General features: G+C 57.4%; 14 protein-coding genes and 1 riboswitch. Of the genes, 2 read left to right on the top strand and 12 right to left on the bottom strand.

The genetic code is table 11. From position 1 onward, the window contains the following. Positions 1–104 precede the first annotated feature (104 nt). The 3 genes from ACYX4S_RS08800 to ACYX4S_RS08790 all read right to left on the bottom strand — a co-directional run bounded on the left by ACYX4S_RS08800 (position 105) and on the right by ACYX4S_RS08790 (position 7,802). Complete coding sequence (locus ACYX4S_RS08800; protein ID WP_476362620.1) at positions 105–5,303, bottom strand: DUF6636 domain-containing protein; 5,199 nt, start codon at positions 5,301–5,303, stop codon at positions 105–107. A gap of 98 nt (positions 5,304–5,401) precedes the next feature. Beyond that, positions 5,402–6,691 carry a hypothetical protein gene (locus ACYX4S_RS08795; protein ID WP_476362619.1) on the bottom strand — a complete coding sequence of 430 codons (1,290 nt, stop codon included), beginning with the start codon at positions 6,689–6,691 and terminating at the stop codon, positions 5,402–5,404. Then, positions 6,675–7,802 (bottom strand): hypothetical protein, encoded by a 1,128-nt coding sequence (locus ACYX4S_RS08790; protein WP_476362618.1) that lies wholly within the window; start codon positions 7,800–7,802, stop codon positions 6,675–6,677. Before ACYX4S_RS08790 ends, ACYX4S_RS08795 begins: the two co-directional genes overlap by 17 nt. A gap of 183 nt (positions 7,803–7,985) precedes the next feature. Between ACYX4S_RS08790 and ACYX4S_RS08785 the strand changes: the two genes are divergently transcribed. Next, on the top strand, positions 7,986–8,771 hold the full coding sequence (locus tag ACYX4S_RS08785) for a YARHG domain-containing protein (protein ID WP_476362617.1): 786 nt from the start codon (positions 7,986–7,988) through the stop codon (positions 8,769–8,771). A gap of 47 nt (positions 8,772–8,818) precedes the next feature. On the opposite strand, the gene ACYX4S_RS08780 is transcribed toward ACYX4S_RS08785, so the two are convergent. The 7 genes from ACYX4S_RS08780 to ACYX4S_RS08750 form a co-directional block, all read right to left on the bottom strand. After that, complete coding sequence (locus ACYX4S_RS08780; protein ID WP_476362616.1) at positions 8,819–9,232, bottom strand: pseudoazurin; 414 nt, start codon at positions 9,230–9,232, stop codon at positions 8,819–8,821. Between the two features lie 29 nt (positions 9,233–9,261). Then, complete coding sequence (locus ACYX4S_RS08775; protein ID WP_476362615.1) at positions 9,262–10,038, bottom strand: ABC transporter ATP-binding protein; 777 nt, start codon at positions 10,036–10,038, stop codon at positions 9,262–9,264. Beyond that, positions 10,035–11,072, bottom strand: a complete 1,038-nt coding sequence (locus ACYX4S_RS08770; protein ID WP_476362614.1) for a FecCD family ABC transporter permease — start codon at positions 11,070–11,072, stop codon at positions 10,035–10,037. Before ACYX4S_RS08770 ends, ACYX4S_RS08775 begins: the two co-directional genes overlap by 4 nt. Beyond that, the gene (locus ACYX4S_RS08765) at positions 11,069–12,082 is read right to left on the bottom strand and encodes an ABC transporter substrate-binding protein (protein WP_476362613.1); all 1,014 of its coding nucleotides are present in this window, start codon (positions 12,080–12,082) and stop codon (positions 11,069–11,071) included. Before ACYX4S_RS08765 ends, ACYX4S_RS08770 begins: the two co-directional genes overlap by 4 nt. Before the next feature lie 144 nt (positions 12,083–12,226). Further along, positions 12,227–12,431, bottom strand: a riboswitch (cobalamin riboswitch). Between the two features lie 338 nt (positions 12,432–12,769). Further along, positions 12,770–13,423 carry an acyl-homoserine-lactone synthase gene (locus ACYX4S_RS08760; RefSeq protein WP_476362612.1) on the bottom strand — a complete coding sequence of 218 codons (654 nt, stop codon included), beginning with the start codon at positions 13,421–13,423 and terminating at the stop codon, positions 12,770–12,772. A gap of 111 nt (positions 13,424–13,534) precedes the next feature. Further along, positions 13,535–14,254, bottom strand: a complete 720-nt coding sequence (locus ACYX4S_RS08755) for a helix-turn-helix transcriptional regulator (RefSeq protein WP_476362611.1) — start codon at positions 14,252–14,254, stop codon at positions 13,535–13,537. Between the two features lie 32 nt (positions 14,255–14,286). After that, positions 14,287–14,481: a hypothetical protein gene (locus tag ACYX4S_RS08750; RefSeq protein WP_476362610.1), complete on the bottom strand. Its 195-nt coding sequence runs from the start codon at positions 14,479–14,481 to the stop codon at positions 14,287–14,289. A gap of 454 nt (positions 14,482–14,935) precedes the next feature. On the opposite strand from ACYX4S_RS08750, the gene ACYX4S_RS08745 reads away from it, so the two are divergent. Next, positions 14,936–15,142: a hypothetical protein gene (locus ACYX4S_RS08745; protein WP_476362609.1), complete on the top strand. Its 207-nt coding sequence runs from the start codon at positions 14,936–14,938 to the stop codon at positions 15,140–15,142. Between the two features lie 9 nt (positions 15,143–15,151). Here the strand turns inward: ACYX4S_RS08745 and ACYX4S_RS08740 are convergent, their stop codons facing one another. After that, the gene (locus tag ACYX4S_RS08740; protein ID WP_476362843.1) at positions 15,152–15,772 is read right to left on the bottom strand and encodes a tyrosine-type recombinase/integrase; all 621 of its coding nucleotides are present in this window, start codon (positions 15,770–15,772) and stop codon (positions 15,152–15,154) included. A 9-nt stretch (positions 15,773–15,781) separates the two neighbouring features. After that, a complete protein-coding gene (locus tag ACYX4S_RS08735; protein ID WP_476362608.1) occupies positions 15,782–16,405 on the bottom strand; it encodes a tyrosine-type recombinase/integrase in 624 nt (207 codons plus the stop codon). Positions 16,406–16,566 lie beyond the last annotated feature (161 nt).

Below are 16,566 nucleotides of genomic sequence, written 5' to 3'. Positions count from 1 at the left end.
CGCCAGAGTCTCCGTCAAACTGGATAAAACTTGGGGGCAACGTCACCCCCTGAATTTTCCCGACACCGCCCGCGGCGCGGGCGGTGTCGCATTCTCACCCAGCATCAGAACTTGATGCCGGTTTTTTCACCTTCGGGGGCGGCGGCACCGCTGAAACTCGCGCCTTCCCGGACCATGACTTCGCTCTGTGTCACGTGTCTGAAGAGCGTCTTCGCGTCATGGAGGCGGAAGATAAGCCGGTCCCAATCGGAGTTTTCCCGGGTGTCGTATGTGACAGTCACGCCGGGGCCGCACTTGGAACGGTAGTCAAGCTTGCTGCGCTCAGAGATCATAGGCGAGGGCGCCTTTGCGCTTCTGCGAAACGTTCCGGGCGTCCAGTGCACGTTTGAACCGTCCTCGTCCCGCCACATTGCTCGCGATTGGTGAGCGCCTGACCATGCCATGCAGTTTACATCGGTGTCGTCATCCTCCACCCATGCTTGGCTATCTCCTTCGGTGAGGTTTGGCTGCCCATACTTTTCCCTAGCCTGAGCGAAAATTTGCTCCGGCGAAATCTTGCCTTTATCGAAGACCACTTGGCGCACCGCACCGATAACAACCTTCCTGGCGGATGGCGGCTCGTCGTGAATGATGATGATCTCGCGCCCGTCCCTGGATTCATAGGCGACACCGGAAGAGAACGGATCGATGGTCCCCGCTGCTGCGCGCACGGACCAACTGCGGTCAGAAGTCAGAACACGTCCCACATTCATATGGTCGCGGATGATCTTGTCGGCCTCCTCGAAGGACATGCCAAGTCGCAAGCCGACAATATCCCGGCCATAGGCCTTGCTAGGCGCCGCCACAGTGATCCGCTCCAGGGGTTCCAGTAGAGAAGCATCCGGACCGGAAGGCATGTCCACCAGCGGGATATTGGCGAGGACCTTTCCGGTTTTGCGTTCCACCAGCTCCATCGACACTGCGCGGATATCGAAGAAGTTCGTCTCCACGAGTTCGGGAGCGAAGTCGCCCAGAGAGTTGTGGCGCTCCAGCAATTCCTGTGTCGCAATGAAGTCATCCACCTTCATCAACGCTTGAGCGAAGGGGGAGGGCCGCGCCTTAGTGCTGCGTTCGACGTCAGTGACCTGCACGTTGAGCCTTAGATGCGTGTTTGCTTTGCCCACCCGAGCGCTAAGCCCCGGTCGAATATCCGCAACCTTGTCGAAGACATAGACGTCGTCGAGCGCGAACACCGTTTCACCGAAAATTCCGGATTTGATCGACTCCTGAATGGCGCGGCAATAGTCGTCGCGTGAGCTGGGAACTGTCCTTGCGCATTCTACCCGCGCCCCGACAGTGCCATGATGGGTCGGAACAGATGGCCTGGTGCCCTTGCCGCGCCGTTTGGCGGGCAAGTTTTCGGTCCGCCCGACATAAAGGACATCGCTCGGCAGTTTCGAAGCCTGACGGATATATTCGCAGGCGTTCTCAAGCATTTTTCGCTTATGCTCGGGATAGTTGTTCCTTGACTGGCTCACTCGAATGGCTGTTTCGCACTCCATCAACCCGATATGCAGGTTGTTCGGATTGGCCAACGTGTTTCCGAAGCCCACAATCCCGGGCTGATTGAGCGAAATTCCGCGTGGCTCGACCTGCAGCATTTCTGGAAGATTGGCGGCGCGAGCTTTTGACCAGTTGTGGAATGCGGGAAGCAGGGCTTCCAGTGCGGCGCCTTGTGGTTTCGATTGACCGATCTCGAAGAAACGTCCCCAAGCGAGCTGGGAATTGATGTTGCGATTCCGGTTTTCGAGTTCCCAGCGTGCGAGAAGCATCCGCTTGAAATCGGCTTCAGTCACTGTCTCCGGCAGATGCCGCAGGATCAGGAGGTCACTCGTCTCGGCGTCGAGCGGCAGGGTCTCGGGAGTCGGGACAGCGGGAAGCCCACTATCACCGTTTCCGTTTTGCTGCCCATCATCGAAAGAGAGAGAGATTTCACGTCCCTGATCAATAAACGTCACACGCTTCAGCGTGACCTTGAATATGACGAGCTTGCCCGATTTCGAGGCCTCGTGTTCCTCGACGATGATTGGCGCCTCTTCCAGTTCCAGGACGAGATGACCGCGCAATTCTCCTTGGCTTCGCGGCGTGCCGCTCATCACACTTCGCGTGCCGCGGTTGTCTGTTGCGGGTTCGTTCAAGCCATCGTTGAAAGCAAGCGGGGCGTTCGGATTGGCCTTGTCCAGCTTCAGTGAAAACAGGACAGGACTCCAGTTGTGCCGCGACACCTCCACATTCCCTGCCGGGAGCGCGATGCGACCCGGCTCGATGGCATTAGGTGAGTTCTGAATCATTTCTGTCAGATAGTCCGCGCGATTACGGCCACCATTCCGCAGCTTTCCGAACAGACCCATGTTCTGCTCTAGCGCGTGCGCAACCAGGTCGACCGGTCTCGCCGGTTCGATGGTTTTCGGTCCATCCTCCGACTGTCTCACCCAAGTGGTTATGGGCAGCGTAATTTCGTTGCCCACGCCCGCCTGACGGCGTCCGTCAAGGAATGCACGATAAAGGCGAATGTCGTCGTCATTCGGCTCGCGCTTTGGCTCTGCCAGCTCAGGACGCAGGACCTTGTAGCCTGACAGATTTCCAAGTCCCCATTCCGCCAGATCGGCATTCTCGACCCTGACGCGCGCGCGCATCAGAGTCTCCAGCATACCCTGCTTGTCGAGGAGGTTCGGAAATGCATCGGACACAGCGGAAACCAGATATTCCGGTCCATACAACGTGGCCGGCTTGTTGCGACCGTCGTCCCTGACAGCCTCGACTTCCGCATCCTCCAGCTTGTCAGGAACCATGCTGTAGAAGACGTCACCAAGCACTTTGTCGCCAAATCCGAAATCGATCCGCTTCACCTTGTGTGATAGTTCGAACTCATAGAGGCCGCCATCCCGCTGAACGCGGTCAATTTCCGTCACTTCGCCGAAGACGGCCATGTTGGCGACACGATGGCGATCCCCGCGGTATTCGGCAATCCTTTCAATGAGGCGTTTGGCGGCCTCAGGCTCCATCGGGATGAACTTCGGAAACTCCAGTACATCCGAGTTGACTCGCGCTGCTCCAGCAATTGCGGCAAGTCTTGAGGTCGCTGGATTTCGGAATCTCTGAATTCCGTCCACGGGGAAACCGCGCTTCTCGAAGTCGTAGTCCTCGAGGCTTACCTCATAGATCCGGACAACGGGAAGCGGTAGCTGCGGCTTGGATGCGGTGATTTTGGTCCGCAGAGCCGATCGGATTTCCTGCAATGCTGGGCCGCGCGTGAACTCGTCCAACTTGTCCCTTTGGCGGAGAAGCCGCGTTGCGTGAATCGCTGCCGCACCTTCATAGCCTCCTACGTTTCTGAGCCGGTTCGCGGATACTCCATCAAATTCGGAAAACAAGGGAAACGGTAGGCCCAACTTGCCTTCAATGGCGGATTTTTCTGTGTCAGAGAGGAAGCTATGGGCCACTGCAATCGCATAGGTGTCGTCGTCGTCCGCGGTTCGTCCAGGCAGATCAGGCTCAACCAGTTGCGGTATCGCGAGGGGTAGATTGACGGTCGTCCACGTTATCCATGGCTGGGTTGCGCCAATCCTATCAAGCTGCGTTTCGGGAAGGATGGCATATCCGTCAAGCGTGACGAACCGATAGTCGGGCGCAAGTTCGCTACGAACCAGACCTGAATTCGCGTCGACCGTAACCGGCTGTTCGCCCACAGTTTCCTGTTTGTCCCCGCCCCCGGAGTTCTGCGCGTTCTCAGCTGCTGTGCTGAGTAATGCGGGCGCCGGAACCGGTTGGCACTCGCCAATCGCCGCACTGGACCCTTTCAGTGAGAATTGCGCTTCGGGTCCTCTGCGAACGTGGACGGTGACAGAATTGCCGGCCTTGAGGGTCTCGACCAGCGTCTCGAAATGTTGCGCGCTCACCACCGCTGATGGGTCACCGACGAAGAATGCGTTGTCGCGGCTGAGCAGCAACGGTACGGTTCCTGGGTAGGTGCCCTTGAAACGCAACTCCACCAGGGTGCCAGCCTTTATGGGAGAGCCGCCGATCTGAAGTGCGATAGAGCTTCCCGGTGCGCCGGCACTACCAGTCCCGCAAGTCACCGTCAGACTGTCGCCCGCACCATTCGCAATACCGGCCGTGTGAAAACCCTGACCACGCGTGGACGTCCAGCCCACATCCTTGTTGGCCTGGCGCTGTGCGACGGTTACGGCGGTATTGCTTGGAGCCTTGTCGATCTGCGCGCGCGCGGCCCGATAATCGCAATAGGAAAGGGTATCGCAGGAAAGATCGTTGGCATATCGCGTCGTTTGTCCGTCAATCTCTACGAGAAAGGACGAAGCAGCCAGCCACCAACCACCGTAGCCGACGCCTGGCTTATACGCGTCGCACTGGTTGCCTAGATAAACCTGAGAATGATCCGGCAGGCTGACGACAGCGCCGTTTCTATTACAGGCGATCGAGATGTCCGCAGGTTCGTTGGATGCACCAGTTTCTGGCGAGCTTGCGGCTGTTCTAGCTTCAACGGCCCGCACATCTAGAATCTCGGTTCCGGCCACGTGTGGATTTTCGCCGCGTGTCGAAATCTCCAGATATTGCCTATCGTTGTTGTAAAAATAAAACTTGCACGGCGTGTCGCCGACGGGCGAACACGTGTCGACCTCGATATAACCGCGATCATACAATTCGCGTGTAAAGTACACCAGATTGCCCGGCTCAGCGTTATCCAGGGGCCACCAGCCATGCTCCTGAAGAACGGACCGGGCCTTTCCATAGGGCATGTTCATTACATCGGGCACCGAACCATCGTCCTGCTTGGACGACGCGGCGGCAAAGCCGTTCGACGATCCTTGATTGCCTGGACCGTAGAGAACGCTTTGAATCTTTCTGGAAAGGAAGAAGCCGTTGCCATCACGGTTGGTACACTTCAGGCCTCTTTTCGAGGAATTGCAGGTGAAGCCACCGAACTCCCCCGTCACGCCATAGTCTGCCTTCCTGAACCCGTTTCTGTCCGTGCTTGTCGGCGTGCACAAGACCTCAGCCGGACCAAACTCGCGCATTTTGAACGTGTGACCCCAATCGGAAGCGCAGTCGCCCGGGCGCGGTAGAGCAAAGGAACCCGATCGCTCGATGATCGTGCAGGTGATATCCGACTGGACGCCGGCGGCCTGGCCCACCGTGCACTGAATGTTTTCCGAGGGCGTCTCGAAAGTCCAGACATCCGCCCGTGCAGGCACAATCAAGAACGCCAGGACGAGGCCGGTCAAAAGCATGCGCGGCGAATTCATTCCATCATCTCCGTACGAAAGTGTGAAGAGTTTTTCCTGACGTCTCCGACACGATATTGCGGAAGTACCTGCCTAACGCCTGATACGTTTTCGGGCATTCAAAAAAAATCCGCGGGGAGGCCGGGTTTGGTAGCGCATGCCGTTAATGCGACTTTAAATCGAAGTGCGTGCGTTTCTCCAGAGCCGTCAATATAGGCGCCGCGTGCAAGGCCTACCGCATATGTTCCCTCGCCATGTTTGCCCGCAGTTGCTCCGCGCATGTATTCGATATTTATTGATAGAGAGGCAAAATCCTTTGGTTTTATGCCGGCTATTCGCGGGCTTTTCGCTTTAATTTCTCCGGAGAGAATAAATACCCGGTCATCTTCGAAAGTAACTTGAAGAGATCCATGCGCTTCTCCGACTGTCGCCTGATCTCCCCCAGTGATCCGAATTGTCTGGTTTTCCCCCTCGGTTCCAGCTTCCGCCCAAAGGCCCAACGGGAACAACTCCTCGCTCTTGATACGCTTGTTTTCGATCGTAGAAATCGCAAGTAGTCGAAGGCCGAATTCCACGCTGGTTGGAATAGTTTTCTCCTGCGGGTAGGGGATGCCGTTAGAAAGTCCGCTAAAGTGAAGAGGAGCGTTCTCAAATCTACTGTTGTTTAGCACCGCTTGGATTGAGAAGGTTCCTGACGTGTCGCTGGAGCATTGTAATGGCGCCGGTAGAGTCTGTATATAAATACCTGAAACAACATCACCAGGCTCCGCAAGATCCTCATAGGCGCTGGCAGTGGAGCCAGGCTCAACGGTTCTGGGCCCCAAGACATGCGTCAAGCCTGAAAGTGACTCCTTGCTGAAGAAGTCACCTGTTTGAGTGTCTAGACAAAAATCTGAAAGAACATAGTCAATTACAGATGGGTCGTTACCAGTATGGTACCTATACCAACCAGTCCCCGAAACACCTTTGCACCCATAGACGCGATAGTCTCGCAATGGATCGGTTTGAATCGGCTTCGTTTCTTCAATAATGATGTTCTCAAGAGGTTTTGCTGAAATTTTGGCTGTGTTCATCTCGAAAATAAGAATAGAAATTGTTATTAATGTAAATATATTAATGTTATTTTGCGAGATTGTGTATTTAGTTGCGAGATAAAAATTATTTACTCTCACGTAAAAAGCGAAGCGCTCTCCTTTGTTGTGATGGGGAGCGTGAGGATCTCTGCGTTCGACGTATTTTTTCTGCTTCATATCGTCATCCACCATCAAAGTCGGCGCTCTTCCCCATAACTCCGCGATCATCCGGCTAAAGCCAGTGACGTTGATGCTCGCGAGAACCGGATTGCGGAAGCCGCCCTGATCAATGGTCTGGCCGCCCCGCCGATGTTGCTTTTCATTGGCCCCCGACAAGGAACTCCTCTTCGAATGCCAAGTCTGTACCTCGGACACCTGCCGTCCCCATTATCTTTCCGACATAGCCATCGTGATATCTGGTCTCTCCGCTTGCGAAACCCACCAGCCTGAAGCCGCTTGCGCCTTCGCCGGACAGGTGGCCGATAAGTTTGTCGATCTTCCAGGATGCGCTAACCCATTCCCCCGGCTCAAAGCCCGCTAATCGCGGGTTCTCGATCTCAAACCGCCCTTCGCCGGAGATCGCTCCGTCAGGGTGCAGTGCAAGGCGCAACTGGCCGGAGATCAGTTTCGCCCCAGCGTGACTTCCTTCATCTGCTTGGAAGAAAGCATCCACCTCCATTATGGTGCCGTTTCGCTCGAATACGAGCGAATCCGAATTCAGCACCAGATCGGATTTGTTACGGTCGTAGCCCGCACTTCTGCTATTCGGGTCGCTCAATCCCCAGTCAAACCCCGTAAGGCTTAAACGATATGTCTTGCCCGCAGCATCTTCGGGAAATGCCTGCCTTTCAAAAAGATACCCCATCAGACTGACATCATCCGCCGTGTGCTGGTGAAACTCTGTCGGACGGGTGACATCCGGCTTTGTGGGTTTGAAAAAAAGATCGACGTAGCTAGCCCTGATATCGGGCTTCCCTGGAATTTGCGCATAGCCGCCCGCCGAAAATTTCCCCTTGGAACCCGACCTTCCGATCTCCGTCTCCAAGTCCTCATACCAGCTTATGCTTGGATCCTGTTGCACCAGCGTGAAAGTCTCCGCGGGCTCTGATGCCCACAACCTGCCAGTTTCCCGCTGGAAACACATGTCGGTAAGCTCGAATCTGTGTTTTGTATGATACTGCGGCTCGTCGTGCCGGTGGGTGTAGTGTGCGATTGCGATCCCGCGTTCAAAGTTGCAGCTTTCCAGCCTGTGATGCACCACACCGCTCTCCTCGGCGCGAACTGTCTGCATGTCGGCCATGGCGACACCGAAAGGAAGCAGGACATACGCGAGGAACGTTGCCAGAACGAACTGAGCGGTCAGCATCGGCACATGCACTCTCCTGAGCGGATCGCTTGTGCTCATTGATGAGGGGTTGCTTCGGCAAAGCCGCTCGAAACTGATCATGATTTCCGCCCCCCCAGCAGTATGTCGCCCGATGCTCATTGAGAGCGGCTCAAGCCAAGCATAGCCTGATGTGTAAATCCAGCTTTGGACGGGAATTCAACGGAAGATAAGGGCCTTTTTCTGGAAAATTCCGGAAAATATGCCATAATAACAGCAATTTATTGAAGGGGCGGGTTTGGCGTTTTGACCGGTTTTGCAACTCAACTGACCGACTTGATCCGGGGCCGTGGCATCAAGTCCGACGAGCAGTTGGCGCAACGCGCGATGGAGCTTCAGAAGCCGGGTAGTCGGCGCATCAATGTTCATGCCAGAACGATCAACAATTGGAGAAACGGGCGAAGCAAGCCGCGCAGTCTTGACGATCCACGCCTTGTTCTCGTTCTCAAGGTTCTTGCTCCATCCGATGAAGACATGTCCGCTCTCGCAAAAGCATTCAAAGAGCCCGATGCTGAAAGTGCTCCAGACCGGAGTCCACGGTTTGCCTCAACGTGGATGGCACAACCAACGCAAAGAGCCATTGTGGCAGTACTTGTGTTTATAGCGCTTTCAGGCTTTGCGAGTTTTGCGGTTTACAACAATGGTTCACCCCAGCCGGTCTACCTGGCGGAAATTCCGCCTGATCAGTTGCGCCTTTCGAGGGAAGGGTTCGTCCTTCCCGATTCCGATCAGCGGGTCATCCGCCTGACGGACTTAGAGGGGTTGTCGGGTTGGGAGCTCTATGTTGCAAGAAACGAGATTTTTGCCCGGTATGGACGCCCATTTGTGCAACCCACCTCAGTTTGCTTGCAGAAGCACTTCGACCGGTGGGCAATGTCGGCTGATAAACAATCTGGCTGGTACGTGAAACGGTCGGGCCGGCCGCTCGCCTCCGACCTTGAGTATCAAAATGCAGCCTTCATCCGCGATTTCGAGTGCCGAGTGCGAGGCGGACAATATACTTGCAACGGTAAGCTGAACCCCTGTCGATGAGTTTGTACGGCGAATTGGCATGATGCCGAACAACGGGGAGGGGGCTCTCATCTTTCCGCCTTTTGGCGTTCAAGGATTTCGAGCATCCGTTGGCGCGCTGCCGGCGGGAGATCGTCAGGAAGGTCGGCTTCGGTTGCCGGCGTGTCGCCGACCTGGATCAGCATGACCATCCCCATCGTGTAGTGCGGTGAGCACTTGATGCCCCAAACGCCTTCCTGGGGCAGTGTTACCGTGATCTCTTCATTGATCTTTCCAACGAACGCCGTCGCCCCTTCGGGGATCATGCCGTCGATGGTTGCCGCATTGTGGCCCGGAGATGCCGCAATGAACCTGACGGTATCTCCGGGCCGGACGACCAGATAGTCGGGCTCGAAAGGCATGGCGCCTGTCTGGTTGCGGTTCAGCATCTTCACTTCGTGGGTTTCGGCGAACGCCGGCGTGGCCAGAAGGACGAGAAGCAATGTCAGTCGCGTCAGCATGGGATACTCTTTCAGGAGAGGCGTTGAAACGAGAAGACCGGGAGGCCACCCGAGGGGTGCGGAATGAGCTCGGCGTGAATGCGGAAAACGTCTCGGACAAGGGCGGGCGTCAGCACCTCCGCCGGTGGCCCCAGGGCAATGCAACGGCCACTTTCCATGACCAGAAGCCGATCGCAGCGCAGTGCATGCTGCAGATCATGAAGCGCGATCACGGCCGTCACCGCCAGGCTCGACACAAGATCCAGAATTGCGAGCTGATGATGCACGTCGAGATGGTTTGTCGGTTCGTCCAGCAGCAGGATCTCGGGCCTCTGCGCATGGGCCTTGGCAATGTGTGCGCGCTGCCGTTCTCCGCCGGAAAGCGTGGACCAGTCGCGCTCGGCCAGGTGGTCCATCGACACCGCGCTCAGGGCATTCGTCACGGCCAGATCATCCTCGCAACTCCACCGGTGCAGTGAGCCCACCCAGGGGGTACGTCCGAGCTCCACCGCATCCCGTACCGTGATCCGCTCGCCCGTGTCGGAAGCCTGTTCGACGAACGCAAGGCGTTGGGCGATTTCGCGCCGCCGCATCCGGGCCATTGACCGGCCCTGCAGGCGCACCTCACCTTCCGTGGGCGCGCGAAGGCCGGCCATCAGGCTGAGCAGCGTGGATTTTCCGGACCCATTGGGGCCGATCAGACCAAGCGTTTCCCGCCGCTTCAGTCGAAGGTCGATATGGGAGACAATCGATCGGCCCCGCGTGGCCCAGCCGACACCGGAGAGCTCGAGTTCGGGACTGTCGTTCATCGCTGCCGCCCCCGGACCATGATCAGGCCGAAGGCCGGTGCGCCGACCAGTGCCGTGATAACCCCGATCGGCAGAACCTGACCGGGGATCACGATCCGCGAGACAACGTCGGACAGGACCAGGAACACCGCTCCGGCCAGCGCTGTCGCGGGGACAAGCCGGGTATGACGCGGGCCGACCAGGAAGCGCATCGCATGTGGAATGACCAGTCCCACGAAGCCGATTGCGCCGGCAATCGAGACAACGATTGCCGTCATGAAAGCAGCGGTCGCGATGAGGATGGCCTGCGCGCGACGTACGTCGATGCCGAGTGAGGCGGCACTGTCGGAGCCGAAGGTAAAGGCGTCGAGTGTTCGCGCGTGCCAGAGGGATATCGCGATCCCGAGGAAGGCCATCGGCAGGGCCAGTTGCACATCGGGCCAGCGTACGCCGGAGAGGTTACCGAGCAGCCAGAACATAATGCCGCGTGCCTGTTCCGCGCTGGCGGACTGCGCGATGATCAACGCCGTGAGGGCATTGAACATCTGCGATCCCGCAATGCCGGCGAGAATGATGATGCCGGCGCCCCGAACACCGACCCCTCCGCCGGCCGCTTTCGCCAGTACCGCAACAAGTGCGAAGGCGGCTAGCGCCCCGACAAATGCGCCTGCCGACATGCTGACGACGCCAGCTCCCACCCCCGCCACGGTGACCGTGACAGCTCCGGTGGACGCACCGGCCGAGATCCCGAGAAGGTATGGTTCAGCCAGCGGATTGCGCAGCAGCGCCTGCAGGATCATCCCGGACAGCGCAAGCCCGGCTCCGCCGCTGGCCGCGACAACGGCCCTGGACAGGCGATAGTGCCAGATGACGCTGGCCTGAATGGGGTCGAGCGTCTGATCGGAAAATCCGAGCTTTGCCGAAAGCACCTGGAGAACGGTCGAGAGCGGGATACGGGTTTCTCCAACAACCGTTGCAAGGAGAAGCGCAGCGGCCAGCAATGGGGGAGCCAGCCACAGCCATCTCACGGAGCGGACCGCTGCGCTGCCCGTCATTGGGCGAGACCGTATCCGGACAGGGCTTGTGCCAACGCCTCGAGCGCGAATATGGAGCGCACCGACGGATCCATCGCGTTGGCGTCTATGACGATGATACGCCCTTCCTTCACGGCTTCCATTTCCCGCGTCAGAGGGTCGCTCGCGAGAAACTCCCGCTTGATCGCGATGTCATCGGCCGGAAAGCGGCGGCGATCCATATCTGCCGCGACGATGAAGGTGGGGTCGGCGGTTGCAATCGTTTCCCAGCCAACCGTCGGCCATTCCTCGTGGGAGGTTACGACGTTTGAGACACCCAGGGTGGAGAGCATCCAGCCGGGAACCGCGTTGACGCCGGCGACATAGGGATCGATCGCGAGATCCGCGGACGAGTACCAGAACACACCGGACACATTGTCGGGAAGATCGAGATCGCGCGCCATCTTGACGGCGGCGATTTCGCGGGCCTTCAGCTCGGAGACGAGCTCCTCGCCGCGATCGGAAACGTCGAAGATCAGGGCGAGCTCCTTGATGCCCTGGTAGAGCAGGGCGGGGTCGTACATGACCGAGCGTTCGCCATCCATGGTCTGCGTGTTGTCCTTGCCGACGCATTCGGTCGGCATGATCCAGCTCGGGATCTTCGCATCGTCGAACATCTCGCGCGTGCCGACGACACCCTGCGGCCCGATCATCCACTCATAGGCCGTCACGACAAGCTCGGGCCGCTTGGCCAGGACGCTCTCGAAACTCGGGGCGTTGTCCGAAAGGCGCTCGATCCTGGAATTGACCTCCGCGAACTCGGGCAGAACCGGGTTTATCCAGAGTGCGGTCCCGGACACCTTGTCCGCGAGGCCGAGCATGTAGAGGATTTCCGTCGTGCTTTGTCCAACGCTGACGACACTCTCTGGCGCCCGCTCGAAGGTAATCTCATGCCCGCAGCTCGACAGGGTCAACGGATACCGGGTGCTTTCAGCCTGTCCGTACGAAACGGAGGCGAACAGGGCTGCGACCGTTAAAAGGGGAAAACGCATCGTGTCTCCTCGTGATGCAGTTCGAATGGCTCGAACAACGAGGGAGTTGACGCAGACGAGGGCATGGCGACGACGGACTGGCGGTCATTGCCGTTCAGAACTCGCCGGAGACGAGCTCAACCTCGCCGACACACCTCGTCCGGCTCGTTGGTCGTTGTCCCGGCAGGTCTCCTGGCTTGCGGCTCGAGCGTCCTCCGTCACCTTCCCGGCGTTTGGCCAGTGGCATTGACGGTGGACTTGCCGCTTACAGTTGCGAGGGCAGCCCCGGTTTTGGCCCCTGATGGGTAATCCGCACCGTGTTCCCTTTTCATCCGCGCTCAATTGGCGGAACCGTGACACGCTTCTTTTAGGCGAGAGGTGATCGGAGAGGCAAGGGCCTTCATCTGCTGGTTGAAAAGGCTCTCGGGGATGCGTATTCCGCGCTGCACGTCAACTTCTGTCTGGCCGGCCGCGCGAGTATGAGGGGGGTACCGCCGCCAAGACGCGTCCTGGGTGCCCCGCTCATCTGGTTGTCCGCACACGTAAATTAGCCCTGTTCTGGCTTTGCGGCACCGCTGGTACTGCACCGAGGATCCACCTCTGATCACTCTGCAGGACAGACTTCGGATCTAGTTCCAAATCACGAGATGACGCTGGCGAGCACCCGCCAGCGTCTTGTGTCTAAGCCGTTCCTTGCTGCGGGAGACTTTATGCGAGCAATGCCGCCAAGGGGTCTGTCGGAGCCGGCTTTTCGAGCACCCGGCCTGTGATGCCACTTGCTTCCCGAAGAGAGGAGATCATTTCTGCGTTCGTGTCGAAGAGCCCGGCGTAGGCCATCACCTTTCCATACCTCTTCGGAACACCGATCGTGTTGGCAGCACAGTTTGCCCGCTTGAACAATCGCGCCATAACAGAATCGTAGACAGAAACGATGCTGGTCAGTCCCACGAGCATCCCGACTTCCGCCATTCCGATCAGCAGCTCGCCCGTGACCTCATTGACGTTTCCGCGGCCTCGTCCCGCACAGGCATAGTCGGGATCGATCGAAAATCGCGAGCTCTCCCAAATCAGAGGGTCTGCCACTTCAAGATCGTCCGGAAGCAGGTCCGAGAACACATCGCGGAGCATGTTGGGGCCAGTGGTTGGCAGCAGGCGAACAGATCCCCGCACGTCCTGGGTTTCCGGGTTGATCGACATCACGTACAGCGGATTGCACTGGTCGAACACATCGATCTCCCATCCGTCTTCGACGGTCACAGCCCAACGAAGCCGGTCATGGAAAACCTGAGCCCGGATCGTGTGCATCCGGTCGATTTCAAACGGATGCTGAATGCGGTCAATTCCCTGGATAAGTCTGATCATTTCAACCTCCCCTTGCTGGAATGGTGCAATTTTTGCAAAGGGATTTTTTCTATAATACTCCGTAAAATGGCAGGGTTGAGTAGTTTTTGGAATGGCGGAAACCTGAGGGGTTTAAATCAATCCCAAGCGAATTGCTCTAGTCACGGTGTGGGTTGTGTTCAGTGCGTTCAATTTTCTTCTTGAAATTTCCATGTATGACTTCACAGTTCCTTTGCGAAGATTCATTATGATCGCTATGTCTTCGTAAGTTTTCCCCTCAGCTGCCCATTGCAGGCATTCGAGTTCGCGTGGCGACAGCCGTGGAATCTGTTGCTCAGCTCCATTGATGCGAAGGATCATGTCGTGTGTTGCTGCCGCAACGATCTGGAACTCTCGCATCAGATGCTTTCGCATCAATGCCCATTCGTTTCCGTCATCATTGCTTGTGATTGAGAGCATGGCTATCGCGCCGTGTGCCCCGCGGATCGGAATGGTCAGCCCCTGCGATCCAACACCGAATTCATTGGCCTCCCCAAAAAAGCGTTTTGTCTCGGGCTTGGAGCGGTCGAACGTTGACCAATCCGTCGGCAACAGATTTCTAAGGCCGGCTGGAACGACTGGGTCGATGTCGACGAAGCCCTCATCCTTGTAATGCTGGACCCACTCCTCCTGGTAGGTAACCGCAATTAGGGGCTCATCAATCCTGACCTCGGGTATCCGAGTTGCGAAGTAGACAACGTTGGCCAGACCATAGTGGTCTCTTGTCGATTGTAGCAGGGACAGGCACTCGGCTTCGGTAGCGACCTTGGAAAACTGATCGACAACAGCGGCAAAATTGACGGTGGTCGGCATGTGAGGTGCCTCCATCAGGTATGCGCAGCACGCTATGCGCTATCAATCTCTGCGTGTGAACCTTTCATATCACGCCTTGTTCTCGCCCGAACAGAGGCGAGGGTGTAATAGATCTCGGCTGCGATCACGGGGTCCCTCGACAAAAGTTCTTGATGCGCAAATTCCAGAATGCCCGCGACATAGTCCAGGATACCGTTGTCGTCAGGTGCGTTGTATGCGTCAGTCATGTCTACCCTCCCAACCATTGCTGAAAGACTAGGGTGGGGGGTGTCGTGATCGCATCACGGCCAGTCGGGGGAGGTCAAATGGCGGGGTTGATTGATCCTTCGTGATATGATTGAGGCACTCTTCGGTTGCGCATCTCGCGTTAAAATTGAATTATTGAATAGGAATGCCATATGATCCACTGAGCTTGAAAGCAAAGAGAATGCGTGTTTTTCAGCTTTTACAAGAGATTGGTGCTCTTGCGGACTATTGTCGCGATCAGGGCATGGAGTTAGAAGCCAAGCGGCTTGACCGGATAAGGGCTCTCGGGGAGATTGAGGCCAAAGGGCGGGCGAACATCGCCAAGCATGTTGCATCATGCGTTCCAGGCCAGGGTGCCAGTCGCATTCTTCAGGAGACTGGGCCGTGTTGGGCGCCCGAAGGTTCAAGGCACGATAGCCAAGAGCGGTGGACGTGATGGCCACTGTCACAATCTGGTATGAAAGCGGGCCGTCCTTCGAGCTTTCGCGGCGCGATGCCGAAGTTGAGCTCACCAAGCTGAAGCGGCGTTTGGCATTGGCCTCGAAAACAGACCGCAAAATGTTTCTGCGGTGGCATATTTCGGCGTTTGAGCGCGCTTTGAAAATGCATCGCTCCGATTCAAACCAGCCGGGGACGGAGTAAACGGCCGATCTATTTGTACGTTCTTCGTGGCAAGGCGATGATCTCTGCCAACGGTCGCTGCCCCTCCAGAATCAGCTGCGCCCATTCAAGGGCCATCTCGCGTCGACGGTCGAGATAGCGGGCTCTGTTGTAAGCCGCCTCTACCCTGTCCTTCGGTACATGTCCGAGCGCGAAGTCAATGATATGCTGCTCTGTCGGATAACGTTCATTCATCACGGTCGAAAAGGCCGCTCGCCATCCATGAGGCACATGTCGGTGATGGTAGCCGGCTCGGTTGAGCAGGTAGCCGATCGCATTTTCCGACATTGTACGATGGGCGAAGCGTGAATTCGGAAAGACAACAGGGCCGCGACCGGAGAACATCCTCACCGCCTCAATAACCTCAATCGACTGGGGGGCGAGCGGCACTAAGTGATCGCGTCGCTCATCCCCCTTGAATTGTTGCCGCAACTTCATCCGACTGGAGGGAACAACCCATACAGGAGCTTCCGGATCCAGGTCGGCAAACTCCTCCCAGGGTGTTTCAATAACGACTCCGGGACGAAGTGCGGTCAGAGCAAGTAGACGGTGTGCGAGCTTGGTTACAGGGTGAGCGGGTGTGGTCTCGACTGCCTTTAACACCTCGCGCAGGTCATCGAGCTACGTGAGCGCTGGTTGCTGGCGGCGCTTTACCGGAGAGAGAACACGCCGAATTTGCTCCGCCGGATCATTTTCGCAAATACCGAGCGCGATGGCGTAGCCGAAAACGGCCGATATCCGTTGCCGCGTTCGATGCGCTGTCTCGACAGCGCCACGGGTTTCAATGTTTCGAACAACTTCCAGGATTCGGCGCGCATTGAGGTCTGCGACCGGAGCCCGGCCGATTTCAGGAAAGACGTCACGCTCCAGATTGCGCAAAACATCTGCAGCGTGTGTTGCGGTCCATGTTGGAGCCTGAAGCCGATGCCATTCGCGCGCGACGCGCTCAAAGGTATTCGCTCCGGCTTCGAGACCCGCAGCCTGCACCTGGCGCTTGTCAACGATCGGATCCCGTCCGCTCTTCAGGATGGCCTTTGCCTCATCTCTTGCCAGCCGCGCTTTTGCAAGGGGCATATCCGGGTAGTGGCCCAAGACGATCTGTTTTTCGGCTCCGCCAAAGCGGTAGCGGTAGCGCCAAATGCGACTCCCGGCGGGGGTCACGAAGAGAAAAAGTCCGCCGCCGTCAGCAAGCTTTTGTGGCTTTTCGCCGCTCCTGATGCGCCGGACCTTTGCATCGGTCAACATTCGCTTGCCCCTCGTGCCCGCATTTCCCGGATTAGGTGCCCGCATTTGTGCCCGCTTTGGGCAAGGAATGAGCGAGAATAGCCGGGATAGATCGGGAGCCAAGGTCACCCGATATTAGAGCAAAATCAAGGGATTTGGGATGCTTTAGGCGCGCGCGAAAA

This window comes from Stappia sp. ABD4_338 (assembly GCF_056312175.1).
Note: the sequence above shows the minus strand (reverse complement) of the source record. Positions and strands in the feature narration are given on the sequence as shown.